Source organism: Streptomyces mangrovi (genome assembly GCF_900114215.1).
Taxonomy (GTDB): Bacteria; Actinomycetota; Actinomycetes; order Streptomycetales; family Streptomycetaceae; genus Streptomyces; species Streptomyces barkulensis.
The window spans coordinates 129,056-151,133 of sequence record NZ_FOSG01000004.1 but is presented as its reverse complement, the minus strand read 5'-3'; the positions used below and the strand labels follow the sequence as shown (position 1 = coordinate 151,133).

Sequence of the window (22,078 nt, the reverse complement as noted above, 5' to 3'; positions counted from 1 at the left end):
GCGGTCGTCCGGTCCAGCGACTTCCCCGACCGGGCACGAGTACGCACCACGGTCCGGTCACACGACCGGGCGAAGCGAACGGGTCATGGAAGGACCGGACGGGGGAACGAGCACCACCGCCGCCGGGGGCGGCCGGGGAGGCGGCGCGGCGGATGCCGCGCACCGGCCGCCCGCCAAGGGCCGAGGCCGAACGGCCCGGTGCGGGAGCGGCTCAGGTCCGCGAGGCCGCCAGGCACTCCCCTTCCCCGGTCCACTCCTCGACCGGCTTGCTGCGGTCGTAGGGGTCCCTCTCCTCGCCCGTGGCGGGGTTGGCGTACCGGTCGGCGACGAACTGCGGGTGGATGAAGCCGTCGTGCTCGTCGCAGGTGTCGTTGGCGATGTCCCCGTTGTAGCCGTACATCCACAGCGTGCCCTCGGTGTGCTCCCACCGCGGCCCGTGCAGGACGTCGACGTCGACCACGCGGCGCACGACGGTGCGGGCGACCTCCTCGCCCCCCTCCGCGCGGGCCAGGGGGTAGACGAAGGTGTAGTCGGCGCGGATGCGCGGCACCCCCTGCTCGTTCTCGGTCACCTCCATCCGGCCGCGGACCTTGACCGCCTCGCCGGCGAGGCGGACCTCGTCCCGGTCGAAGCGGGTGAACAGCCAGGTGGGGTCGTTGTCCTCGCCGGGCTTGTCCAGGGACTTCCTGATCCGGTCGACGGTCTTGCCCATCAGCGGGTCCAGCAGGGCCAGTGCCTCGGCGGGTTCGGCGCCGTACAGCACGTCGCGGTCGAGGTTGGCGGCGACCAGGAACTTCCTGGTGCGCTCCAGGGCGGCCCGGATCTCGACGGCCGGCACACCGCCGACCGCGGTGGCCTCCGGCACCTCGATGGCGTCCGCGCCCTCGGCCCACCGTTTGGCGGGCGAGCCGGCGAACGGCTGCTTCACCGTGGGCCGGCCGGGCAGGAGTTCCTCCTCCGGCGCGGCGGCGGGCGCGGCGGTCTCCGCGGGCAGGGGCGCGGCCGGTCCGGCGCCGTCGGCGCCGTCGGGCAGCCAGGAGCGCACAAGCGCCGGATCGAGCGCGTAGAGCAAGGCCAGCGCGGTGACACCGGCGCCGAGCGCCATGCCGGCCCGGCCCAGCCGCCCGCCGCGTCCGCGCCGGCCGCCCTCCGTCTCCTGCCAGGCGGGGCCGGTGCGCCAGCCCTCGGGCTGCCACGGTTCGGGCTGCCGCTTCCTGCCCCAGCGCCGGGTCCGCCGCCTTGCGGCGGCCTCCTCGTCGGCCTTCCGCAGGCGTTCGGTCACCATCCGCGCCCGGGCGGACGGCTCCTTGGGCGCGGAGCCCGGGGAGGTCTCGCACTCGCCGACGAAGCGCTCCCACATCTCGTCCGGTATGTCCGGCCGCCCGCCTCCCGGTTCGTTCGCGTCGTTCCCGGGGGTGGGCGGCTGGACAGACATGACGTGCTCTTCCTTGTCTCTTCCGATCACGTTCCGACGTGAATCGATCATCAGGAAGGGCCATTCCTACATGTCCGCACATCGTCCGCACAACGGTTGTACGGAAGGAGGCGGCTGTTCCGTGACATCGGCCACGCCGGACTCGGGAGGGGCGGGGCGGGCCGCCCTCAGAAGGAGTCGCGCAGCCCGAGCAGCGTCCGCTCGGTGTCCTGGACCGGCAGGGCCTGGGTGACCATGCGGTCGAGGGCTTCCAGATAGGTGGTGACCTCGGGGCGCTCGTCGATGTAGACGGCGCCGGTCAGGCTCTCGGTGTAGACGATGTCCGGCAGCTCCGGATAGCTGAACCGGAAGAGCTGGAAGGGGCCGAACATCCCCGGGTGGGGGCCCGCACTGAAGGGCATGATCTGCAGGCTGATCCCGGGCTCGGCGCAGACCTCGACCAGCCGGTCGATCTGCGCCCTCATGACGTCGGCGCCGCCGACCGGTCTGCGCAGCACCTGCTCGTCCAGCACCGCCCACAGGCGCGGCGCATCGGGCTTGGCCAGGAGCTGCTGCCGTCCCATGCGCAGCGCCACCCGCCGGTCGAGCTCCTCCTCGTCCGCCCGGGGGAAGCCGGTCCGCAGCAGGGCGCGGGCGTACTCCTCGGTCTGGAGCAGACCCGGAACGCAGTGGGGCTCGTAGGAGCGGATCAGGTCGGCCTCGCTCTCCAGGCTGACGTAGAGGCTGAACCAGTCCGGCAGGACGCTGCGGAAGCGGTGCCACCAGCCCGGCCTGTTGGCCTTCTCCACCAGCGCGAGAAAGGCGTCGGTCTCTTCCGCCCCGACGCCGTAGCTCTCCAGCAGCGCCTTGACGTACAGCGGGCGCAGGCCCACCTCGGCCTTCTCCATGCGACGGACCGTGGATGTGGTGACGCTCAGGACCCGGGCGGCTTCCTCGAACGACTTCCCGGCACGTTCCCGCAGGTCACGCAGGCGTAGCCCCAGGACGATCTGCCCCACGGTCGGTGCCGACCGGGACTCGCCCATGGTCTCTTCCTCTCCACTCGCGCCTCACCGGCAGAGCAGTGTGCCACGGCCCCGGCGACGCGGCCAGGCTGTCGTTTAAATCTTGCAATTTGCAGAACTCTTCTTGCCTTTTGCGGACACCAATGAGCATAGTAGCCGGGTGATCCAGTTCACGGCGCGGTCACACCGGCGTCGAACCGTACCGGTACACGGGCCCTCCCACCTCTTCCGCGGGCCCCGTGCCCTCGCCGTTCCTCCCCACCGTGGCGCACCGGGCGCGGTGGCCGGTCAGCGGGCGTTCCCGGACACCGGCCCCTCGCACGGACCGTGCCCCGCACACGGTGCACCGGACCCGACGCCCACCGGCGTACGAAAGGCGAGCCACTGATGGCTCTTCTCCCCCGCTCAGCGCACATGGCCCCCATGCTGCCGGCCGTCCACCCCCAGCGATCGCGGCAACGGGCGGAATTCGAGGTTCCCGCCCAGCGCTCCTCGGTGTGCGTGGCCCGGCACCTGCTCGCGGAGTGGCTGCACCGCTGGCACTGCCCGCAGAGCGTGGTCGACACGGCACAGCTGGTCGTGTCCGAGTTCGTCACCAACGCCGTGGTCCACACCGTCAGCGACAGAATCGCCTGTCTTCTCCAGCACGGCGACCGGCGGCTGCGCATAGAGGTGCGCGACCAGGGCACCGGCGCGTCCGGGCTCGCGGCCCGCTCGGCGGACGTCGAGGCGACCAGCGGGCGCGGGCTCCAGCTCGTCGACGCCCTCGCCGATTCCTGGGGGGACATACCCGCCGCCCAGACGCGGGGACGCGTCGTATGGGCGGAACTGAGGCTTGACGACATGTGACGGTCCCGTGACGGCCCCGGCCGTCGCACGCCGCCGCGCGCCATCACTCGGCGGTGGGCACGTCCGGGGGCGTGCCGTGCCAGATGGTGGTGACGTTGCAGAACTCGCGGATGCCGTGCCCCGACAACTCCCGGCCGTAGCCGGAGCGCTTGATCCCGCCGAAGGGCATCGCCGGGTGCGAGGCGGTCATGCCGTTGAAGTAGACGCCGCCCGCCCGCAGGTCGCGTACACAGCGGTCCTGTTCCTCCCGGTCACGGGTCCAGACATTGGAGCTCAGGCCGAAGGGGGTGTCGTTGGCCACCGCGATCGCCTCCTCCAGGTCCGCCGCCCGGTAGAGGGTCGCCACCGGCCCGAAGGTCTCCTCGCGGTGGACACGCATCCCGGGCGTGACGTCCGCCAGGACGGTGGGCTCGTAGAACCAGCCCGCCGGGTGCGCCGCGGGCCGCCGTCCGCCGCACAGCACGGTGGCGCCGCGCTCGCGGGCGTCGGCGACCAGCTCCTCCAGGTCGGCCCGGCCCCTCTCGCCGGCCAGCGGCCCGACCTGGGTGGACTCGTCCATCGGGTCGCCCACCCTCAGGGCCTTCATGCCGTCCACGAACAGCCGGGCGAACTCCTCGTACACCTCCCGGTGCACGATGAAGCGCTTGGCCGCGATGCAGGACTGGCCGTTGTTCTGGGTCCGCGCGGTCACCGCGACCTCGGCCGCCCTCACCACGTCCGCCGAGGGCAGGACGAGGTAGGGATCGCTGCCGCCCAGTTCCAGAACGGTCTTCTTGATCTCGTCGCCGGCGACCGAGGCCACCGAGCGCCCGGCCGGTTCGCTGCCGGTGAGCGTCGCGGCGGCCACACGGTCGTCGCGCAGGACCCCCTCCACCGCGTCGGAGCCGATCAGCAGGGTCTGGAAGCAGCCCCTCGGGTAGCCCGCGCGGCGGAAGAGGTCCTCCAGGTACAGCGCGGTCCGCGGCACGTTCGAGGCGTGCTTGAGCAGGCCGGTGTTGCCCGCCATCAGCGCGGGGGCCGCGAAGCGGATCACCTGCCACAGCGGGAAGTTCCACGGCATCACCGCCAGGACCGGGCCCAGCGGGCGGTAGCGCACGTACGCGGTGCTGCCGCCGCTGTCCTCCACGTCCGCCGCCGACGGGTGCTCGTCGGCCAGCAGCTCCCCGGCGTGGTCGGCGTACCAGCGCATCGCCTTCACGCACTTGGCGGCCTCGGCGCGGGCCGCGGTGACGGGCTTGCCCATCTCGGTGGTCAGGGTGCGGGCGATGTCGTCCCGCTCCTTCTCCAGCAGGTCGGCCGCCCGGTGCAGCAGTTCGGCCCGCTCGGCGGATCCGGTGGTGCGGTACTCCTCGAAGGCGGTGCGGGCGCGTTCCAGCCGCTCCTCGATCTCCTCCGCGCCCAGGGCCTCGAAGGTCTGCAGGGTCTCGCCGGTGGCCGGGTTGGTGGTCGAGATGGGCATGGGTCCCTCCCGGGGGTGGTCTGAGACGGTGCGGCCCGCCGGCCGGGACCGCCGGCGGGCGTTCCCCGCTCCCGCTCGTCCTCGCTCGCTTGCGTTCGCGGGGGCGCGTACCCGCCCGCGGCGGTCCCAGTCGGCGAATGGCGGCCTCTCCCGGCCTCGGGCCGGTGGGTACGGCCTCGGGCCGGTGGGTACGGCCTCGGGCCGGTCGGCGCCGGGGCCGGGGCCGGTCAGCGCTGGGCGAGCCTCAGCCGCACCTCCACCTCCTGGTCGCCCGAGATCCGGGGCTCGGCCGTCACGTCGTAGAAGCCCGCGAGAGCCTCCTGGACCTGCCGTACCGCGTCGGGGCCGCCGCTGAGGTCCGCCTCGACCGGCTCCCCGAGCTCCAGGGTGCACTCCACCTCACCGTGGGTGCGGACGTCGACCGTGCCCACCCAGAACTTCCGCTGCTCGCCGTCCGCCCCCGGCCCGCCCGCGCCGTTGCCGTCGCCCAGCTCGGGCGACTTGGGGAACGCCGACCTCAGGACGGCGAAGACGGCCGCCGCGTTCGAAGGGGTGCAGTGGGGCAGCTCGATCTCGACGAGGCATGCCCCTTCCTTGGTCTTTCCGGTCTGTTCAGTGCTCATAGCCCCACCTGTACCCCGGTGCGGACGATGGTCACAGGCCGTTCCGGCACACACCCCGGTCCACCGCCGCGGGACCGGGTGCGGGACGCGCCGCTACCCGGCGGGATCCGGGGTGGCCCCGGCGGTCTGGAGGTATTCGCCGTAGGGCTGCGGCGCGGATCCCTCCAGCGGTTCCCGGAAAGGGCCCGGACCGGGCTCGGCGGAACGGAGGACGGCGTGGAAGCACACCCGGAAAGCCTCCGGAGGGCTGGGCTCCCGCCCCTCGCCCGGTCCGGGCGTCGCGCAGCGGCCGTCCCCCACCGAAGCAGGCGGAGCCGGGGGTTCCCCCTCCGGTGCGTGCTCGTACCAGCCGTACCGCTCGGATGCGTCCCCGGCGCTGTCGTTCAGCACCAGCGTGGCCCCGGCGCCCGTCACCGCGAGCACCGCCCATCCGGCGGCCAGTACCTGCTTCGCCCGGCGCGACGCCATGGCGGACTCCCCCTCACGAAAACGGCGGCGATCACCACCTTAGTGCCGCACCGCGCGGAGGATCTCCTCCTCCTTCCCGGGCGCCGGTCCGACCCGTGGGCGGTCGGGGCGGAGGGGCGGCTCGCCGCCCAGGCCGCACAGCCAGGCCCAGGTGTCGGCCACGGTCCGCTCCACGGGGCGGCAGCGCAGCCCCGCCGCGACGGCCCGGGAGACATCCCCTCGGTGCATGGCGTCGTGGAGCTCGCCCGGCGGGATCCACACCGGCAGGTCCGTCCACGGCCGCACCCCCGCCGCGAGGATCGGCTCGGGATCGGTCCACCGCAGCCGCGCACCGGAACCGGTGACGCGCACGCAGCTCTCCAGCAGCTCCCCCATGGTGGCGTGGCCGGGCGGGCTCACCAGGTTGTACGGGCCGCCCAGTCCGCGCCCGGCGGCGTCCAGCGTCCAGACGGCGAGGTCGCGCGCGTCCACGTACTGCAGGGGGAGGTCCCGGGGGCCGGGCGCCAGGACCTCACCGCCCCGGGCGACGCGCAGCAGCCACCACGGCAGCCGCCCGATGTTCTCGTACGGACCCAGGATCAGCCCCGCCCGCACCAGCAGGCCCCGGTCGCCGAAGGCCGCCTCGACGGCCATCTCCCCTCCTCGCTTGGCCCTGGCGTAGTCGGCGGCGCCGTCGTCGTCGGGCGAGGCGTCGACGAGCGGGCCCGTCTCGTCCAGGCCTGCCGGGGGCGGGTAGGCGTACACCGAACGGCTGGAGACGTACGCGTAGCGCCCCGTGCGCCGCGCCAGCGCGGCGGCGGCGTCGCGTACCGCGGCGGGCGCCCCGGACCAGGTGTCGACCACGACGTCCCAGCCGCCGGCCGGCTCCTTCAGGGCGGCGAGCCCGCCGTCGGCCGTGCGGTCGCCCCGCAGCGCGGTGGCGCCGGGCGGCGGGGCGTGGCGTCCCCGGTTGAGGACGGTCACCTCCCAGCCGCGCGCCAGCGCCTCCTCGGCGACCGCACGGCCGACGAACTCCGTTCCGCCCAGCACCAGAAGTCTCATGGGCCGAGCGTGCCCGCCGGCGCTGCCGGACGGAACGGCTTCACGCCCGTGGCGTAATCGCCACAAGCCGAACCGGGCCGGGCCCTTGTGGGGCCCGGCCCGGTTCGGGTGCCGCTGTGTCACCTCACGCGCCCGTAGCGCACGCTCTTGGTCCAGATCCTCTCCTTGCGGACGGTCTTGCCCGGCTTGGGAGAGTGCCAGATCCGTCCCTCGCCGGCGTAGATGCCGACGTGGTAGACACTGCCGCCCGAGTGGAAGAAGACCAGGTCCCCCTTCTTGCGCGACTTGGCGGAGACCTTCTTCGAGCGGTTGTACTGGGCCGCCGCGGTGCGCGGCAGCCTCTTGCCCGCCTTCTTGTACGAGTACTGGGTGAGTCCCGAGCAGTCGAACCGGCCGGGGCCGGCGGCGCCGTAGCTGTAGGGGGCGCCCTTCTTGGAGGCCGCGACCCTGAGCGCCTTGCCGGCGGGGGTGGCCGCCTCGGCCTCGGGTGCGGCGGACGGGATGAGCATCGTCCCCGCCAGGGTGGCGGCGGTGACGGCGGTGGTGATGCCCGCCCGGGACACCGGACCCGCTATGCGTGCGTGCGCAGACATGAGTGAACCCTTCGTCGTACGCCTGCGAAAGATGACCTGTCGGGTTCGGGCCGGCGAAGTTGCCCGGCCACGCGGCGCGTGGCTTCACCCCAAGGACCGCGTCGTGCGCGGCCCGCCTTGCTCGGGTCTCCCGCTCCTGCCGTCTCGTCATGGTCCGTTCATCACCCGGGCGGCGGCAGGATTGGGCGTCCGTCCGGGCGGCCCCGCCCTGCGGCGGGGACTTGCGGTCTTCTACGGATACTGCGTCAGAAAAGCTCCGGATCGGTCGATCGGAGATGTTTTGTGAACATGTTCACTGCCGGTCCGCCGGGGGCGGGTTCTTGCCCAGGTGGGCCGTTCGGAGTGTCAAAAGGCTTACGTGAGAGGGTTGTTGCTCTCTTTGGAGGGCGTGCGGCGGCTCGGTGGCCGGTCTGCGCAGCGGTTCGGCGTGCCGCCGGGATCAGCCCGAATGGGTGCGGTCGTGTCGGGTGAACGCGGCGGGGCGCGGGGTGCGGTGGGGGCCGGAGTACGGGGGTCGGGGCCGGTCCGGGGCGGGGCATGCCCCGCCGGGGGAGGGTCAGCGGACGTGCACGCCCGAGACGGTGCGGGCGATGACCAGGCGCTGGATCTCGCTGGTGCCCTCGAAGATCGTGTAGATCGCCGCGTCCCGGTGCATGCGCTCCACCGGGTACTCCCGGGTGAAGCCGTTGCCGCCGAGGATCTGCATCGCCTGGGCCGTGACGCTCTTGGCGGTCTCCCCGGCGAACAGCTTGGACATCGAGCCCTCGGCGCCCTCGAAGGGCTTGCCGGCCGCCGCCATCCACGAGGCCCGCCACACCAGCAGCCGGGCGGCGTCGATGCGGGTGCGCATGTCGGCGAGCTGGAAGGCGATGCCCTGGTTGTCGATGATCGGGCGGCCGAACTGCACACGGGTCCTGGCGTAGTCCAGGGCGACCTCGTAGGCGGCGCGGGCGATGCCGACGGCCTGGGCGCCCACGGCGGGGCGGGACGCCTCGAAGGTGGCCATCGCCGCGTTCTTCACGCGCTCGCCCTTCCTGGTCTCCTTCGCCCGCTCGCGGGCGCGGGCGAGGCGCTCGTCGAGCTTCTCCTTGCCGCCCAGCAGGCAGTGACCGGGCACGCGGACGTCCTCGAGCACCACCTCGGCGGTGTGGGAGGCACGGATGCCGTGCTTCTTGAACTTCTGCCCCTGGGACAGGCCGGGGGTGTCCGGCGGGACGACGAAGGAGGCGTGCCCCTTGGAGCCGAGTTCGGGGTCGACGACGGCGACGACGACGTGGACGTTCGCGATGCCTCCGTTGGTGGCCCAGGTCTTGGTGCCGTTGAGCACCCACTCGTCCTTGGCCTCGTCGTAGACCGCGCGGGTGCGCATGGCCGAGACGTCCGATCCGGCGTCCGGCTCGGAGGAGCAGAAGGCGGCGACCTTCACGTCGTTGGCGTCGCCGTACATCTGGGGGATCCAGGTGCCGATCTGCTCCTCGGTCCCGTTCGCGAGCACGCCGACGGCCGCCAGCGCGGTGCCGACGATCGACAGGCCGATGCCCGCGTCGCCCCAGAACAGCTCCTCCATGACCATGGGGATGCTCAGGCCGGTGGGGTCGAAGTACTGCTGGGCGTAGAAGTCGAGCGAGTACAGGCCGATCTTGGCCGCCTCCTGGATGACGGGCCAGGGCGTCTCCTCGCGCTCGTCCCACTCCGCGGCGGCGGGGCGCATGACGTCGGCCGCGAAGCCGTGGATCCATTCCCGTACGGCCTTCTGGTCGTCGTTGAGGTCGAGTGCGAACTCCGCCATGGAAGCCCCTCCATCCGTTGTTACTAGCGGTAACGTGAATATGTTACCGGCTGGTGCGATGTCAACCTCCACCGTCGGCACCCTCTCGTGCGCTCCGCGGGTGTTACGTTGCGCTCAGGCGGCACCGAGGTGTCACAGCAGGGTCGGGGAGGCCGAGGAACATGGAGACCACACATCGGGAGGACCAGCGCAGCGCCACCGAGCGCCGCCGCCGGGAGCTTCTGGAGGCCGCCGAGCGCGTGGTGCTGCGCGACGGCCCGGGCGCCTCGATGAACGCCATCGCCGCCGAGGCGGGCATCACCAAGCCCATCCTCTACCGGCACTTCGGCGACAAGGGCGGGCTCTACCGCGCTCTGGCGGTGCGGCACACAGACGCCCTGGTGGACGCGCTGCGGGCCGCCCTGGACGCGCCCACCGACCGGCGCGAGCGCGTGGAGGCCGCGCTCGACACGTATCTGGCCGCCATCGAGACCAGGCCACAGGTCTACCGCTTCCTGATGCACCCGGCCGAGGAATCCGGAGGCGAGCGCGGCTTCGACGTCGGCCAGCACTCGGCCCCGCTGCTGCGCAGGCTGGGCGAGGAGCTGGCCACGGTGATCGCCGAACGCGTCGACCTCGGCGCCGACCGCGAGGAGCGGGCCCGGGTGTGGGGGCACGGGATCGTCGGCATGATGCACGCGGCGGGCGACTGGTGGCTGGGCGAGCGGCCCTGCCCCCGGGAGCGGCTGGTGCGGCACCTGGCCGATCTGCTGTGGGGAGGCCTGGCCACGGCACAGGATCTGGCCGGCGGCCCGGGTCTGTAGAACACGCCGGGCGCCGGGCACGCCCGGGGCCCTACGCACCCGAGGCCCGGCGTACCGCGCGCAGCGCCCGGCGGCGGCGCGGCCCCGTGAGGCGGTCGGTGTACACACCGCCGTCGAGGTGGTCGCACTCGTGCTGCAGGCAGCGGGCGAAGAAGCCGGTTCCCTCGACCCGCACCGGTGCCCCCGTCCTGTCCCACCCCTCCACCACGGCCCGGTCATGGCGCTCCACGGCCGCCTCCGCACCGGGCAGGGACAGACAGCTCTCCGGACCGCGTACGATGACGCCGCCGGTCTCCACCAGGCGCGGGTTGACCACATGACCCAGGTGGCGGCGGTCCTCGTCGTCGGGGCAGTCGTAGACGAACACCCTGGAGAGGACTCCGATCTGGTTGGCGGCCAGCCCCACGCCGTGCGCGGCGTACATCGACGCGAACAGGTCCTCCACCAGCCGGGACAGCTCCGCGCCGAAGGACACCACCTCGGCGCACCGCGCGCGCAGGGCCGGGTCGGCCGACAACCGCAGGGGATGGACAGAACCGGAACTTCCGGGAATGGTGCCGCGGTGCATGTGTGTCACCCTACGCCGTGTTGATCATCTGTGGGGTGGCGCGGTTCGGGGCCGGGAGCGGACCTCGGTAGGCTGATCCCCGACCCAGGGGCAAGGAGGGACAAGGACGATGGCAGGCAACACGGAGCCGCTGCCGCCGCGGGCCAAACTGGCCGTGACGGCGGGCAAGGCAGCCGCGGCGGTGTCACGGGCCGCGGGCCGCGGCAGCGGGTCGGTGATCGGCGGGAAGGTGGCCCTCAGGCTCGACCCCGACCTGCTGGCCAAACTCGCCCAGAACCTGGACGTCGTCCTGGTGTCGGCGACCAACGGCAAGACCACGACGACCCGGCTGATCGCCGAGGCCCTGCGGGCCGCCGGCCCGGTCGTCTCCAACGCGCTGGGCGCCAACATGCCCGCGGGCATCACCGCGGCGCTCGCCGGGAGCGGCGACGCGCGCTACGGCGTCATCGAGGTGGACGAGAAGTACCTCGCCGCGGTCGCCCGCGATGTGACGCCCAAGGCGATCGCCCTGCTGAACCTCTCCCGCGACCAGCTCGACCGCGCCGCCGAGACCCGGATGCTCGCCGAGCACTGGCGCGAGGGGCTGTCCGGCTCCAAGGCCGTGATCGTGGCGAACGCCGACGATCCGCTGGTGGTGTGGGCCGCCTCCTCCTCCCCCAACGTGGTGTGGGTGGCGGCGGGCCAGGAGTGGAAGGACGACGCCTGGTCCTGCCCGGCCTGCGGCGGCGTGATGCAGCGCCCCGGGGACGACTGGTTCTGCGGCGAGTGCGGTTTCCGCCGCCCCACCCCGAGCTGGGCCCTTTCGGGCGACCACGTGCTGGACCCGCACGGGTCGGCCTGGCCGATCCGCCTCCAGCTCCCCGGCCGCGCCAACAAGGCCAACGCCACCACCTCCGCGGCCGTCGCCGCCGCCTTCGGGGTGCCGCCCCAGGCGGCGCTGGAGCGGATGTACTCGGTGACCGCGGTGGCCGGCCGCTACGACGTGGTGTCCTTCCAGGGCCGCGAGATCCGGCTGCTGCTGGCGAAGAACCCGGCCGGCTGGCTGGAGACCTTCTCCCTGATCGACGGCCCGCCGGCGCCCGTGATCCTGGCGGTCAACGCGCGCGGCGCGGACGGCACCGACACCTCCTGGCTGTGGGACGTGGACTACTCCCGGCTGGCCGGGCACCCCATCTGCGTGATCGGCGACCGCAAGCTGGACCTGGCGGTCCGGCTGGAGGTCGCGGGGGTCGACTTCCAGGTCTGCGAGAACGCCGCCGAGGCGGTACGGCAGTGCCCGCCCGGCCGGATCGAGGCGATCGCCAACTACACCGCCTTCCAGGATCTGCGCCGCGTGGTCGGCAACTGATCCCGGGCCCTTCGGAGCGCCGGCCGGAGCCGGGCGGCCGGAGGCGCCGAAGACGCAAAGACGTCGAAGACGCCGAATACACCAAAAACACGGCGAGGATGCGAGCGAGCATGAGTGAGAGCGGCCTGCGCGTGGTGTGGGTCTACCCGGACCTGCTGAGCACCTACGGCGACCAGGGCAACGTACTGGTGGTGGAGCGGCGTGCCCGGCAGCGCAGGCTGGGCGTGCAGCGGATCGACGTCCGCTCCGACCAGCCGATCCCCACATCCGGGGACATCTACCTGGTCGGCGGCGGCGAGGACCGGCCGCAGCGGCTGGCGGCCGAGCGGCTGCGCCGCGACGGCGGGCTGAACCGGGCCGTGGACAACGGCGCCATCGTCTTCTCGGTGTGCGCCGGCTACCAGATCCTGGGGCACGAGTTCGTCAACGACCTCGGGCAGCGCGAGCCGGGCCTGGGTCTGCTGGACGTCACCAGCACCCGCGGCGAGGGCGAGCGGTGCGTCGGCGACGTGCTGGCCGACATGGACGAGCGGCTGGGCCTGCCCCAGCTGACGGGCTTCGAGAACCACCAGGGCGTCACGCACCTGGGCCCGACCGCCCGGCCGCTGGCCCGGGTACGGCTGGGCCGGGGCAACGGGACCGGCGACGGCACCGAGGGCGCCTGGAACGACACCGTCTTCGGCACCTACATGCACGGCCCGGTGCTGGCCAGGAACCCGCAGATCGCGGACCTGCTGCTCAAGCTGGCCCTGGACGTGAACGCGCTGCCGCCGGCGGACGACCGGTGGTACGAGGCGCTGCGCGCCGAGCGGATCGCGGCGGCCACCCAGCCCGCCTGACGCTCCCGCCCGGGCGTCCGCCGTGCCCGTACGGCATCCGCTCGGGCCGGTTCCCGGAACCGCCCCCGGCCGGGGCTTCGGCCGGGGGCGGTCCTAATCTGTTCCGAGCGGATCGGCACGAATCGGGAGAGCTGCGGATGGACCACGACGGACACGGCACGATGGCGGATCTGCCGCCGTTCACCCTCGGACGCGGTCTGGAGCTCTCCCCCGAGCCGTTCTTCCTGGTGAGCTGCCTGCTGGCGCTGGCGCTCTACGGCTGGGGCGTTCTCCGGCTGCGGCAGCGCGGCGACACCTGGCAGACCGGCCGCACGGTCTCCTTCGCGCTGGGCGTGCTGACGGTCGCGCTGGTGATGTGCACCAGGCTCAACGACTACGGCATGGTGCTGTTCAGCGTGCACATGGTGCAGCACATGGTGATCAGCATGCTGTCGCCGATCCTGGTGCTGCTGGGCGCCCCCGTGACGCTGGCGCTGCGCGCGCTCCCGGCCGCCGGACGCGGCCGCAGGGGGCCGCGCGAGATCCTGGTGGCGGTGCTGCACAGCCGGTACATGCGGGTGGTCACGCACCCGGGATTCACCATCCCGATGTTCATCGCGAGCCTGTACGCGCTGTACTTCACGCCGCTGTTCGACTTCCTGATGGAGTCCAGGGCCGGGCACCTCGGGATGATGGTGCACTTCCTGGCGGTCGGCCTGGTCTTTTTCTGGCCGATCATGGGCGTGGACCCGGGGCCACACCGTCCCGGCTACGTGATGCGGATGCTGGAGTTGTTCGCGGGCATGCCCTTCCACGCCTTCTTCGGCATCGCGCTGATGATGGCCGGCGAGCCGATGGTCGAGACGTACGCGAACCCTTCCGCCTCGCTCGGGGTCACCGCGCTGTCCGACCAGAACGCCGCGGGCGGCATCGCCTGGGCGTTCAGTGAGATTCCCACGGTCATCGTGCTGATTGCACTCGTCTTCCAGTGGTACTTCTCCGAACAACGGCAGGCTCGGCGCGACGACCGGGCCGCTGACCGCAACGGCGACCAGGACCTGACCGCGTACAACGCCTACCTGGCGTCGCTGCAGGCCCGCGGCCAGTAGCGCGCCGGGCCGGGGCCGGACAGGACGGGGCAGCCGGCCGCGGCGGTGCAGCGGCCGTGCGACCGGCGACCCCGCTCCGACCGACTCGGGAGGAAGGTGTGTGCGATGCCGGAGACGGCGAAGGCCATGACCGTCACCACGGTGGCCGCCCTGATACTGGTGACCGCCTACACGGTCGCGCTGGGCGGCAGCGGCTGGCTGTGGTTCGCGTGGGTGGTCCTGGGGCTGGTGACCCTGGGCGTGGTGACGTCGCGGGAGCGGTGAGCCGCCGCTTGCCGGGGCGAGCGCCCCGGCCCGCCCCGGCAAGCGTGTGAGTCCCGGCCCGGGGGACTGCCCGGGCCGGGACTCACACGCCTGTGGCGGACTCGGGAGCGGACTCAGAAGTCGAACACCGCTCCGGTCTGCCTGAGCAGGGCGCAGGCGTTGGGGAACTCCGACCGCCAGTGGATCCGGCTTCCCCGCCAGACGCCCGTGACCTCGGCCACCACGGGCCGGTGCTCGTTGGTGCAGTCGCGCTGACGGCCGGAGAGCCGGCGCAGTTCGCCCCCGGACCGGTCGATGGCCTCGCAGGCCTCGGCCGCACGGGGGTGGGGGCCGCCGCCGTCGTCCGGGCAGATCAGCATCACGCCCCGTGTCCAGGTGTCCTCGGCGTCGGAGACGGTCAGGAAGACCTCGCCGCGGGCCTGCTCGGCCTCGGGCGCCCCGGGGGCCCCGGGGGCCTCGGCGCGGGCGGCGGACGCCGGGGCGAGGAGCGCGGCGACGGCAGCGGCGGCGAGTGCCGCGGCGGCGGTGGTGCGGGGGCGCGGGAACATGCGGGCCTCCAGGGAGCTGGGCACGATTGCGCGCCCAAGACCACCGTGGCGGAGCACCCCGGGCAAGGACCCTCGCCCGGCCCTTCACCCGGTCGGCGGGCACCGCTCCCCCGGCCGGGGCCCGCAGCCGTCCCGCGGCCGTCCCGCGGCCTTCGCGCCCGAGCCGCTCCCCCGGCGCGGACGACGGGTCCGGAGTACACAGGTCTAGGATGCATACATGTCGAAGGTACTGAATAAACTTCCAGTCGGTGAGCGCATCGGTATCGCGTTCTCGGGCGGTTTGGACACCTCTGTCGCGGTGGCGTGGATGCGCGAGCGCGGCGCCGTCCCCTATGCCTATACGGCCGACGTCGGCCAGTACGACGAGCCCGACCTGGCCGACGTTCCGGAGCGGGGCCTGGCGTACGGCGCCGAGCGGGCGCGGCTGGTCGACTGCCGCGACGCCCTCGTCGAGGAGGGGCTGGCCGCCCTGGCGTGCGGCGCCTTCCACATCCGCTCGGCCGCGCAGACCTACTTCAACACCACCCCGCTCGGCCGTGCGGTGGTGGGCACCCTGCTGGTGCGGGCGATGCGCGAGGACGAGGTCTTCATCTGGGGGGACGGCTCCACCTACAAGGGAAACGACATCGAGCGGTTCTACCGCTACGGTCTGCTCGCCAACCCCGGTCTGCGGATCTACAAGCCCTGGCTGGACCGGGCGTTCGTGGCCGAACTCGGCGGGCGGCACGAGATGTCCGCCTGGCTGTCGCAGCGCGACCTGCCCTACCGCGACTCCGCCGAGAAGGCGTACTCCACCGACGCGAACATCTGGGGCGCCACTCACGAGGCCAAGCGCCTGGAGTACCTCGACACCTCGATGGAGATCGTGTCCCCGATCATGGGCGTCCCCTTCTGGGATCCCGGGATCGACATCCCGGCCGAGGACGTCACCGTGGAGTTCGAGCACGGGCGCCCCGTGCGGATCAACGGGCGCGCCTTCCCCAGCGCGGTCGAGCTGGTGCGGGAGGCCAACCTCATCGGCGGCCGGCACGGCCTGGGGATGTCCGACCAGATCGAGAACCGCATCATCGAGGCCAAGAGCCGCGGCGTCTACGAGGCCCCCGGCATGGCGCTGCTGCACGTGGCCTACGAGCGGCTGCTGGGCGCCATCCACAACGAGGACACCGTGGCCATGTACCACGTGGAGGGGCGCCGGCTCGGGCGGCTGCTCTACGAGGGCCGCTGGTTCGACCCGCAGGCGCTCATGCTCCGCGAGAGCCTCCAGCGCTGGGTCGGCCGGCCGGTCACCGGCAGCGTCACGGTACGGCTGCGCCGCGGCCAGGACTACTCCGTCCTCGACACCCGGGGCCCGCACCTGAGCTACCACCCCGAGAAGCTGTCCATGGAGCGCAGCCACGACCCGGCGTTCGTCCCGGACGACCGCATCGGGCAGCTGACCATGCGCAACCTCGACATCGCCGACTCGCGGAGCAAGCTGGAGCAGTACGCGGCCCACGGCCAGCTCGCCGCGTGGGGCGGGCTCATCGGCGAGCTGCCCCCGGGCGGCGCCGAGGCCATCTCGGCGGGCAGCCACGAGGGAGGGGAGACACCGGTGGACTCCGACGCGCTCGACCACGCGGCGATCGAGTCGGGTACCGACTGAGAGCCGCCGCGGTGAGGCCCGCCGCGGCCGCCCGGACCGCGAAGTTCCCGGGCGGGGGCGCCCCCGCCCGGGGCCGCAACCGAGTGGCCCCGAGGTCGGGTTGGCGACATCCGGGCCGGCGCGGAAACCGGCGGGTACGGGCACCGGATGGTCGCACACCGCGGTGCCCGCACATACACTGATTCCTCCCCGACCGACTCTCCGGCGCCCTCCGGCCGAGAAGCGGCCGGGGCGAAGAAGCAGCCCGCAGGCCCGTCCGGTGCGGTAGGGAGCCACCCCGTGTTCTACTACGTGCTCAAGTACGTCCTGCTGGGCCCACTGCTGCGACTGCTGTTCAGACCCCGGATCGAAGGGCTGGAGAACGTCCCGGACGAGGGCGCGGCGATCATCGCCGGGAACCACCTGTCCTTCTCCGACCACTTCCTGATGCCCGCGATCCTGCACCGGCGCATCACCTTCCTCGCCAAGGCGGAGTACTTCACGGGGCCGGGGCTGAAGGGCAGGCTGACCGCCGCTTTCTTCCGCAGCATCGGCCAGATCCCGGTCGACCGCTCGGGCCGCGGCGCCGGGCAGGCGGCGGTCGAGGAGGGGCTGCGGGTGCTGCGCCGGGAGGAGCTGCTCGGCATCTACCCCGAGGGCACCCGGTCGCACGACGGGCGGCTGTACCGGGGGCGGGTCGGCGTCGCCTCGATGGCTCTCAGGGCCGGGGTTCCGGTGGTCCCGTGCGCCATGGTGGGCACCTTCGAGCTCCAGCCCCCGGGCCGGAGGCTGCCGAAGATCGGACGGGTGACCATCCGCTTCGGCGAGCCGCTGGACTTCTCGCGCTTCGCCGACCAGCACGGCGAGCGGACGGTGCTGCGCGCGGTCACCGACGAGATCATGTACACGATCATGAATCTGTCCGGCCAGGAGTACGTGGACCTGTACGCGCCCGACGCCAAGGCCGCGCAGGCGAAGGCCGCCAGGAGCGGCGACGACGCGGACCCGGCTCCGGGGAACGCCGCACCGTAGACCTGCGCCGAGCGCGCGCCGGGGTGAGCGGGCAGACGGGCCGGACACCGCCGGAGCCCCACCGGGTCGGCGGCGAGTGACGCGCCCTCCGGGCGGCAACACCGACCCCATGACCGACCCCATGACCGACCGCCACGAGACACCCCTGGAACGCGCCGACCGCAACTTCCTCGAGCTGCTGCAGGAGCTGAGGGTCATCCAGACGGGCGTCCAGATCCTCTTCGCCTTCCTCCTCACCCTCGCCTTCACCCAGCGCTTCACCGGTCTCGACGCGGTGCAGCGCGGCACCTACGTCACCACGCTGCTGCTGGCCTGCGCCGCCGCCATCCTCTTCACGGCCCCGGCGGCCCTGCACCGGGCGCTGTTCCGGCGCGGGGTCAAACGGCTGCTCGTCGACGTGTCCTCACGGCTGGCCGGAGCCGGGCTGGTCCTCCTCGCCCTGGCGCTGACCGGGGCCGTACTGCTCGTGGTGGACGTGGTGCTGGGGAGGGCCGCGGGGGTCGCGGTGGCGGCGTGCGTACTGGCGTTCTGCGCAGCGGTGTGGGCGCTGCTGCCCTTCGGACTGCGCCGGAAGGCCGCGGCGCGGCGGAGCCGTGCGGCGGGCCCGCCACGGGAGCGACCGCCGGACCCCGGATGAGCGGCCGGGCGAGTGGGCGGACGCACCGGCCGTACGGCAGGCCGGGCGCCCGGTCAGAGGTCCGGCTGTACGGGCGGCGCGGTGCGCGCGATGGTGGCCGCGGCCGCGTCCAGCTCGGCCTCCGTCAGATCGGCGCGGGCGGTCAGCCGCAGCCGGGAGATCCCGTCGGGCACCGAAGGGGGCCGGAAACAGCCGGCGGCCAAGGAGGCGCCGCGGCAGTCGGCGGCCCAGCGCACGGCCGCCTCCGCAGAGGGCGCGCGTACCGACACCACGGCGGCGTCCGGGCGGGTGACGTCCAGGCCGGCGCCCGCGAGCCGTTCATACAGTCCGGTGGCGACCTCGCGGACGCGGTCGGCACGGCCGGGCTCGGACCGCAGCAGCCGCAGCGCGGCGAGGGCGGCGCCGGCTGCGGCCGGGGCGAGGCCGGTGTCGAAGACGAAGGTGCGGGCGGTGTTGACCAGGTGGTCGATCACCCGGGCCGGGCCGAGGACGGCGCCGCCCTGGCTGCCGAGCGACTTCGACAGCGTCACGGTGGCCACCACGTCCGGATCCCCCGCCAGGCCCGCCGCGTGGAGGGCGCCCCGCCCGCCGTCGCCCAGGACGCCCAGGCCGTGCGCGTCGTCCGCCAGCAGCGCGGCACCGTGACCGCGGCAGACGGCGGCCAGAAAGGCCAGCGGCGCGGCGTCGCCGTCGACGGAGAAGACGGTGTCGGTCACGGCCACGGCGCGGCCGGCGAAGCCGTCGAGCACCTTGCGCACGGCGCCGGGGTCCGCGTGCGGTACGACGGCGGTCTCCGCCCGGGACAGCCGGCAGCCGTCGATCAGGGAGGCGTGGTTGGCGGCGTCGGAGACCAGCAGCGTGCCGCGGTCGGTCAGGGCGGTGACCGCGGCGAGGTTGGCGGCGTAGCCGGAGGAGAACACCAGGGCGGCCTCGAAACCGCAGAAGTCGGCGAGCTCCGCCTCCAGTTCGGTGTGCAGCTCGGTGGTGCCGGTGACCAGGCGGGAGCCGGTCGAGCCCGCGCCCCAGCGGCGGGCGGCGGCCGAGGCGGCGGCGGCGACCTCCGGATGCCGGGCCAGGCCCAGGTAGTCGTTGCCGGCGAGGTCGAGCAGGTCCGAGTCGGCGGGCCGGGGGCGCAGGGAGCGCACCAGGCCCGCGCGGCGGCGCAGTTCGGCGTGCTCGTCGATCCAGTCGAACGGGTCCGGGGTGCTGCGGTGCTCCTGCGGCATGGCGGGCCGTCCCTCGCCTTCTGTCGGTTCCGCCCAAAGGTAGTGGCGGACGGACCCGCACAGGGTGTGGCGATACACACACCTTCCGCCCGCCCGGTTGTGGGGGTTCGTCCTTGGCCGCGGGCGGGCGCGTAGGCGAGGATCAACGCCATGGACCTGCTGAAGACGCTGGTGGACAAGGGGCTGCGGCGCGAGCTGCCCACGCGCGACGAGGCGCTGGCCGTACTGGCCACCTCCGACGACGAACTCCTCGATGTGGTGGCCGCGGCCGGAAGGGTGCGGCGTCAGTGGTTCGGCCGGCGGGTGAAGCTCAACTACCTGGTCAACCTGAAGTCCGGACTGTGCCCGGAGGACTGCTCGTACTGCTCGCAGCGGCTGGGCTCGAAGGCCGACATCCTCAAGTACACCTGGCTGAAGCCCCAGGAGGCCGCGGCGGCGGCCGGAGCGGGCGTGGCCGGGGGCGCCAAGCGGGTGTGCCTGGTGGCCAGCGGACGCGGTCCCACCGACCGGGACGTGGACCGGGTCTCGAAGACCATCGCCGCCATCAAGGAGCAGAACGAGGGCGTTGAGGTGTGCGCCTGCCTGGGGCTGCTCTCCGGCGGCCAGGCCGAGCGGCTGCGCGAGGCGGGCGCGGACGCCTACAACCACAACCTCAACACCTCCGAGGCGACATACGGGGAGATCACCACCACTCACACCTACGCCGACCGCGTCGAGACGGTCCATCAGGCGCAGGCGGCCGGGCTGTCGGCCTGCTCGGGGCTGATCGCGGGCATGGGCGAGTCGGACGCGGACCTGGTGGACGTGGTCTTCTCACTGCGTGAGCTGGACCCGGACTCGGTACCGGTGAACTTCCTCATCCCCTTCGAGGGGACTCCGCTGGCCAAGGAGTGGAACCTCACGCCCCAGCGCTGCCTGCGCATCCTGGCCATGGTCCGCTTCGTCTGCCCCGATGTGGAGGTCCGGCTGGCGGGCGGGCGCGAGGTGCATCTGCGGTCGATGCAGCCACTGGCCCTGCATCTGGCCAACTCCATCTTCCTGGGCGACTACCTCACCAGCGAGGGCCAGGCGGGCAAGGCCGACCTGGAGATGATCGCCGACGCCGGTTTCGAGGTGGAGGGCGCCGGGGAGCGGACGCTGCCGGAGCACCGGGCGGACGCGCTCGCCGCGTCCGGCGGGGGCTGCGGCGGACACGACGGCGCGGGAGCCGGCGGGGGCTGCGGGCCCTGCGGCGGCGGTGCCGCGGACGGCGCGGACACGGCGGTCACCGCAGGCGCGGACGTCACCGCGGGCGAGCCGGCCCCGGACGCGGCCGGGGAGACGGAGGTCTTTGGGGGCGCGGGCGCCGCGGCGGCGTCCGGACGGGCCCGCGCCGATCTGGTGGCGGTGAGGCGGCGGGGCGCGGGCACGGAGCTGCCGCCCAATGCCTGACGCCGACGCCCCGCTCCCCCTCCCCCCTGCCTCCGGCATCCCACCCGAGGAACTCGCCGAACTCGACCGCCGCCACGTCTGGCACCCCTACGGCCCGATGCCCGGCCGCTCCGAACCGCTGGTCGTCTCCTCCGCCTCCGGGGTCCGGCTGCGGCTGGCACGGCCGGCCTGGGGCAGTGTGGAGCTGGTCGACGGGATGTCGTCGTGGTGGTCGGCGATCCACGGCTACAACCACCCGGTGCTCAACGACGCGGCGAGCGCCCAGCTGGAGCGGATGAGCCATGTGATGTTCGGCGGGCTCACCCACGAACCCGCCGTACGGCTGGCCGGGCGGCTGGTGGACATCACCCCGCAGGGGCTGGAGCACGTCTTCCTCGCCGACTCCGGTTCGGTGTCGGTCGAAGTCGCCGTCAAGATGTGCCTGCAGTACTGGCGTTCGCTGGGACGGCCGGGCAAGCGGCGGCTGCTGACCTGGCGCGGCGGCTACCACGGGGACACCTGGCAGCCGATGTCGGTGTGCGACCCCGAGGGCGGTATGCACCACCTGTGGTCCGGGGCGCTGCCCGAGCAGGTCTTCGCGGACGCTCCGCCGGGCGGTTTCGACACCGGCCCCGACCCGGCCTACGAGGCGCACCTGCGGGAGCTGATCGCCTCCCACGCCGACGAGCTGGCCGCGGTGATCGTGGAGCCCGTGGTCCAGGGCGCGGGCGGGATGCGCTTCCACTCCCCCGCCTATCTGCGGGTGCTGCGCGAGGCGTGCGACGAGCACGGCGTGCTGCTGGTGTTCGACGAGATCGCCACCGGCTTCGGCCGTACCGGCTCCCTGTTCGCGGCCGGCCACGCGGGGGTGACCCCCGATGTGATGTGCGTCGGCAAGGCGCTGACCGGCGGTTATCTGACGATGGCCGCGACTTTGTGCACCACGCGGGTGGCGGAGGGCATCTCGCGCGGCGAGGTGCCGGTGCTGGCCCACGGCCCCACGTTCATGGGCAACCCGCTGGCGGCGGCGATCGCGGTGGCCTCCCTGGACCTGCTGCTCGCCCAGGACTGGGCGGGCGAGGTGAAGCGGATCGAGGCGGGGCTGCGCGCCGGGCTCGCCGGGGCCGCCGCGCTGCCGGGGGTGCGGGACGTGCGCGTGCTGGGGGCGATCGGAGTGGTCCAGCTCGACCACGAGGTGGACATGGCGGCGGCCACCGAGGCGGCGGTACGCGCCGGCGTGTGGCTGCGGCCGTTCCGCGACCTGGTGTACACCATGCCTCCCTACGTCACCGGCGACGAGGACGTGGCGCGGATCGCGGCCGCGGTGTGCGCGGCGGCGCGGGCGGGCTGAGCAGTCGGGCCGGGCAGACGGGCCGGGCAGGAGGTGCGGAAGCGGGCCGGGAACGCCCCGGTGCCCGAAGGAGCGAGGAGAG

At 73.3% G+C, this 22,078-nt stretch carries 22 protein-coding genes and 1 riboswitch; of the genes, 11 read left to right on the top strand and 11 right to left on the bottom strand.

What is annotated here, in order from left to right:
- Positions 1-211 precede the first annotated feature (211 nt).
- Together BM237_RS07230 and BM237_RS07225 are read right to left on the bottom strand one after the other, a co-directional pair.
- On the bottom strand, positions 212-1,435 hold the full coding sequence (locus BM237_RS07230; RefSeq protein WP_093848694.1) for a hypothetical protein: 1,224 nt from the start codon (positions 1,433-1,435) through the stop codon (positions 212-214).
- Positions 1,436-1,602: 167 nt separating this feature from the next.
- A complete protein-coding gene (locus BM237_RS07225; protein WP_093848693.1) occupies positions 1,603-2,460 on the bottom strand; it encodes a Sco1979 family transcriptional regulator in 858 nt (285 codons plus the stop codon).
- Between the two features lie 366 nt (positions 2,461-2,826).
- On the opposite strand from BM237_RS07225, the gene BM237_RS07220 reads away from it, so the two are divergent.
- On the top strand, positions 2,827-3,288 hold the full coding sequence (locus tag BM237_RS07220; protein ID WP_093848692.1) for an ATP-binding protein: 462 nt from the start codon (positions 2,827-2,829) through the stop codon (positions 3,286-3,288).
- A gap of 43 nt (positions 3,289-3,331) precedes the next feature.
- On the opposite strand, the gene BM237_RS07215 is transcribed toward BM237_RS07220, so the two are convergent.
- The 6 genes from BM237_RS07215 to BM237_RS07190 all read right to left on the bottom strand — a co-directional run bounded on the left by BM237_RS07215 (position 3,332) and on the right by BM237_RS07190 (position 9,261).
- Positions 3,332-4,747: an NADP-dependent succinic semialdehyde dehydrogenase gene (locus BM237_RS07215; RefSeq protein WP_093848691.1), complete on the bottom strand. Its 1,416-nt coding sequence runs from the start codon at positions 4,745-4,747 to the stop codon at positions 3,332-3,334.
- Positions 4,748-4,974: 227 nt separating this feature from the next.
- On the bottom strand, positions 4,975-5,370 hold the full coding sequence (locus BM237_RS07210) for a hypothetical protein (protein ID WP_093848690.1): 396 nt from the start codon (positions 5,368-5,370) through the stop codon (positions 4,975-4,977).
- 93 nt (positions 5,371-5,463) lie between these two features.
- Entirely contained in the window at positions 5,464-5,838 is a 375-nt protein-coding gene (locus tag BM237_RS07205; protein ID WP_093848689.1) for a hypothetical protein, read from the bottom strand.
- A gap of 39 nt (positions 5,839-5,877) precedes the next feature.
- Positions 5,878-6,879: an NAD-dependent epimerase/dehydratase family protein gene (locus BM237_RS07200; protein WP_093848688.1), complete on the bottom strand. Its 1,002-nt coding sequence runs from the start codon at positions 6,877-6,879 to the stop codon at positions 5,878-5,880.
- A gap of 119 nt (positions 6,880-6,998) precedes the next feature.
- On the bottom strand, positions 6,999-7,472 hold the full coding sequence (locus BM237_RS07195) for a C40 family peptidase (RefSeq protein ID WP_093848687.1): 474 nt from the start codon (positions 7,470-7,472) through the stop codon (positions 6,999-7,001).
- Positions 7,473-7,475: 3 nt separating this feature from the next.
- A riboswitch (cyclic di-AMP (ydaO/yuaA leader) is annotated at positions 7,476-7,632 on the bottom strand.
- Positions 7,633-8,028: 396 nt separating this feature from the next.
- On the bottom strand, positions 8,029-9,261 hold the full coding sequence (locus tag BM237_RS07190) for an acyl-CoA dehydrogenase family protein (RefSeq protein WP_093848686.1): 1,233 nt from the start codon (positions 9,259-9,261) through the stop codon (positions 8,029-8,031).
- Positions 9,262-9,422: 161 nt separating this feature from the next.
- Between BM237_RS07190 and BM237_RS07185 the strand changes: the two genes are divergently transcribed.
- On the top strand, positions 9,423-10,064 hold the full coding sequence (locus BM237_RS07185; protein ID WP_093848685.1) for a TetR/AcrR family transcriptional regulator: 642 nt from the start codon (positions 9,423-9,425) through the stop codon (positions 10,062-10,064).
- Between the two features lie 31 nt (positions 10,065-10,095).
- Here BM237_RS07185 and def read toward each other — a convergent pair whose 3' ends face one another.
- Positions 10,096-10,632 (bottom strand): peptide deformylase, encoded by a 537-nt coding sequence (def, locus tag BM237_RS07180; RefSeq protein ID WP_093848684.1) that lies wholly within the window; start codon positions 10,630-10,632, stop codon positions 10,096-10,098.
- A gap of 109 nt (positions 10,633-10,741) precedes the next feature.
- On the opposite strand from def, the gene BM237_RS07175 reads away from it, so the two are divergent.
- The 4 genes from BM237_RS07175 to BM237_RS29185 all read left to right on the top strand — a co-directional run bounded on the left by BM237_RS07175 (position 10,742) and on the right by BM237_RS29185 (position 14,171).
- Positions 10,742-11,980 carry a MurT ligase domain-containing protein gene (locus BM237_RS07175; RefSeq protein WP_093848683.1) on the top strand — a complete coding sequence of 413 codons (1,239 nt, stop codon included), beginning with the start codon at positions 10,742-10,744 and terminating at the stop codon, positions 11,978-11,980.
- A 110-nt stretch (positions 11,981-12,090) separates the two neighbouring features.
- Positions 12,091-12,819 carry a type 1 glutamine amidotransferase gene (locus tag BM237_RS07170; protein WP_093848682.1) on the top strand — a complete coding sequence of 243 codons (729 nt, stop codon included), beginning with the start codon at positions 12,091-12,093 and terminating at the stop codon, positions 12,817-12,819.
- Between the two features lie 137 nt (positions 12,820-12,956).
- Positions 12,957-13,907, top strand: coding sequence for a cytochrome c oxidase assembly protein (locus BM237_RS07165; protein ID WP_093848681.1), 951 nt, complete (start codon positions 12,957-12,959; stop codon positions 13,905-13,907).
- A gap of 105 nt (positions 13,908-14,012) precedes the next feature.
- Entirely contained in the window at positions 14,013-14,171 is a 159-nt protein-coding gene (locus BM237_RS29185; protein ID WP_175540915.1) for a hypothetical protein, read from the top strand.
- Positions 14,172-14,284: 113 nt separating this feature from the next.
- Here the strand turns inward: BM237_RS29185 and BM237_RS07160 are convergent, their stop codons facing one another.
- Positions 14,285-14,719, bottom strand: coding sequence for an SSI family serine proteinase inhibitor (locus BM237_RS07160; RefSeq protein ID WP_093848680.1), 435 nt, complete (start codon positions 14,717-14,719; stop codon positions 14,285-14,287).
- Between the two features lie 217 nt (positions 14,720-14,936).
- Here BM237_RS07160 and argG point away from each other — a divergent pair, with 217 nt between their 5' ends.
- The 3 genes from argG (at position 14,937) to BM237_RS07145 (ending at position 18,009) form a co-directional block, all read left to right on the top strand.
- Positions 14,937-16,361, top strand: coding sequence for an argininosuccinate synthase (gene argG / locus BM237_RS07155; protein WP_093848679.1), 1,425 nt, complete (start codon positions 14,937-14,939; stop codon positions 16,359-16,361).
- 279 nt (positions 16,362-16,640) lie between these two features.
- On the top strand, positions 16,641-17,372 hold the full coding sequence (locus BM237_RS07150; protein WP_093848678.1) for a lysophospholipid acyltransferase family protein: 732 nt from the start codon (positions 16,641-16,643) through the stop codon (positions 17,370-17,372).
- A 109-nt stretch (positions 17,373-17,481) separates the two neighbouring features.
- Positions 17,482-18,009, top strand: coding sequence for a DUF6328 family protein (locus BM237_RS07145; RefSeq protein WP_093848902.1), 528 nt, complete (start codon positions 17,482-17,484; stop codon positions 18,007-18,009).
- A gap of 53 nt (positions 18,010-18,062) precedes the next feature.
- Here BM237_RS07145 and BM237_RS07140 read toward each other — a convergent pair whose 3' ends face one another.
- On the bottom strand, positions 18,063-19,235 hold the full coding sequence (locus BM237_RS07140; RefSeq protein ID WP_093848677.1) for an 8-amino-7-oxononanoate synthase: 1,173 nt from the start codon (positions 19,233-19,235) through the stop codon (positions 18,063-18,065).
- 150 nt (positions 19,236-19,385) lie between these two features.
- Here BM237_RS07140 and bioB point away from each other — a divergent pair, with 150 nt between their 5' ends.
- Positions 19,386-20,666: a biotin synthase BioB gene (gene bioB / locus BM237_RS07135; protein WP_093848676.1), complete on the top strand. Its 1,281-nt coding sequence runs from the start codon at positions 19,386-19,388 to the stop codon at positions 20,664-20,666.
- The gene (locus BM237_RS07130; protein ID WP_093848675.1) at positions 20,659-21,996 is read left to right on the top strand and encodes an adenosylmethionine--8-amino-7-oxononanoate transaminase; all 1,338 of its coding nucleotides are present in this window, start codon (positions 20,659-20,661) and stop codon (positions 21,994-21,996) included. Before bioB ends, BM237_RS07130 begins: the two co-directional genes overlap by 8 nt.
- Positions 21,997-22,078 lie beyond the last annotated feature (82 nt).

Bases quoted from the DNA above. Each gene is read 5' to 3' on its own strand.
- BM237_RS07230 (WP_093848694.1), bottom strand. From the start codon at position 1,435: ATGTCTGTCCAGCCGCCCACCCCCGGGAACGACGCGAACGAACCGGGA.
- BM237_RS07225 (WP_093848693.1), bottom strand. From the start codon at position 2,460: ATGGGCGAGTCCCGGTCGGCACCGACCGTGGGGCAGATCGTCCTGGGG.
- BM237_RS07220 (WP_093848692.1), top strand. From the start codon at position 2,827: ATGGCTCTTCTCCCCCGCTCAGCGCACATGGCCCCCATGCTGCCGGCC.
- BM237_RS07215 (WP_093848691.1), bottom strand. From the start codon at position 4,747: ATGCCCATCTCGACCACCAACCCGGCCACCGGCGAGACCCTGCAGACC.
- BM237_RS07210 (WP_093848690.1), bottom strand. From the start codon at position 5,370: ATGAGCACTGAACAGACCGGAAAGACCAAGGAAGGGGCATGCCTCGTC.
- BM237_RS07205 (WP_093848689.1), bottom strand. From the start codon at position 5,838: ATGGCGTCGCGCCGGGCGAAGCAGGTACTGGCCGCCGGATGGGCGGTG.
- BM237_RS07200 (WP_093848688.1), bottom strand. From the start codon at position 6,879: ATGAGACTTCTGGTGCTGGGCGGAACGGAGTTCGTCGGCCGTGCGGTC.
- BM237_RS07195 (WP_093848687.1), bottom strand. From the start codon at position 7,472: ATGTCTGCGCACGCACGCATAGCGGGTCCGGTGTCCCGGGCGGGCATC.
- BM237_RS07190 (WP_093848686.1), bottom strand. From the start codon at position 9,261: ATGGCGGAGTTCGCACTCGACCTCAACGACGACCAGAAGGCCGTACGG.
- BM237_RS07185 (WP_093848685.1), top strand. From the start codon at position 9,423: ATGGAGACCACACATCGGGAGGACCAGCGCAGCGCCACCGAGCGCCGC.
- def (WP_093848684.1), bottom strand. From the start codon at position 10,632: ATGCACCGCGGCACCATTCCCGGAAGTTCCGGTTCTGTCCATCCCCTG.
- BM237_RS07175 (WP_093848683.1), top strand. From the start codon at position 10,742: ATGGCAGGCAACACGGAGCCGCTGCCGCCGCGGGCCAAACTGGCCGTG.
- BM237_RS07170 (WP_093848682.1), top strand. From the start codon at position 12,091: ATGAGTGAGAGCGGCCTGCGCGTGGTGTGGGTCTACCCGGACCTGCTG.
- BM237_RS07165 (WP_093848681.1), top strand. From the start codon at position 12,957: ATGGACCACGACGGACACGGCACGATGGCGGATCTGCCGCCGTTCACC.
- BM237_RS29185 (WP_175540915.1), top strand. From the start codon at position 14,013: ATGCCGGAGACGGCGAAGGCCATGACCGTCACCACGGTGGCCGCCCTG.
- BM237_RS07160 (WP_093848680.1), bottom strand. From the start codon at position 14,719: ATGTTCCCGCGCCCCCGCACCACCGCCGCCGCGGCACTCGCCGCCGCT.
- argG (WP_093848679.1), top strand. From the start codon at position 14,937: ATGTCGAAGGTACTGAATAAACTTCCAGTCGGTGAGCGCATCGGTATC.
- BM237_RS07145 (WP_093848902.1), top strand. From the start codon at position 17,482: ATGACCGACCCCATGACCGACCGCCACGAGACACCCCTGGAACGCGCC.
- BM237_RS07140 (WP_093848677.1), bottom strand. From the start codon at position 19,235: ATGCCGCAGGAGCACCGCAGCACCCCGGACCCGTTCGACTGGATCGAC.
- bioB (WP_093848676.1), top strand. From the start codon at position 19,386: ATGGACCTGCTGAAGACGCTGGTGGACAAGGGGCTGCGGCGCGAGCTG.
- BM237_RS07130 (WP_093848675.1), top strand. From the start codon at position 20,659: ATGCCTGACGCCGACGCCCCGCTCCCCCTCCCCCCTGCCTCCGGCATC.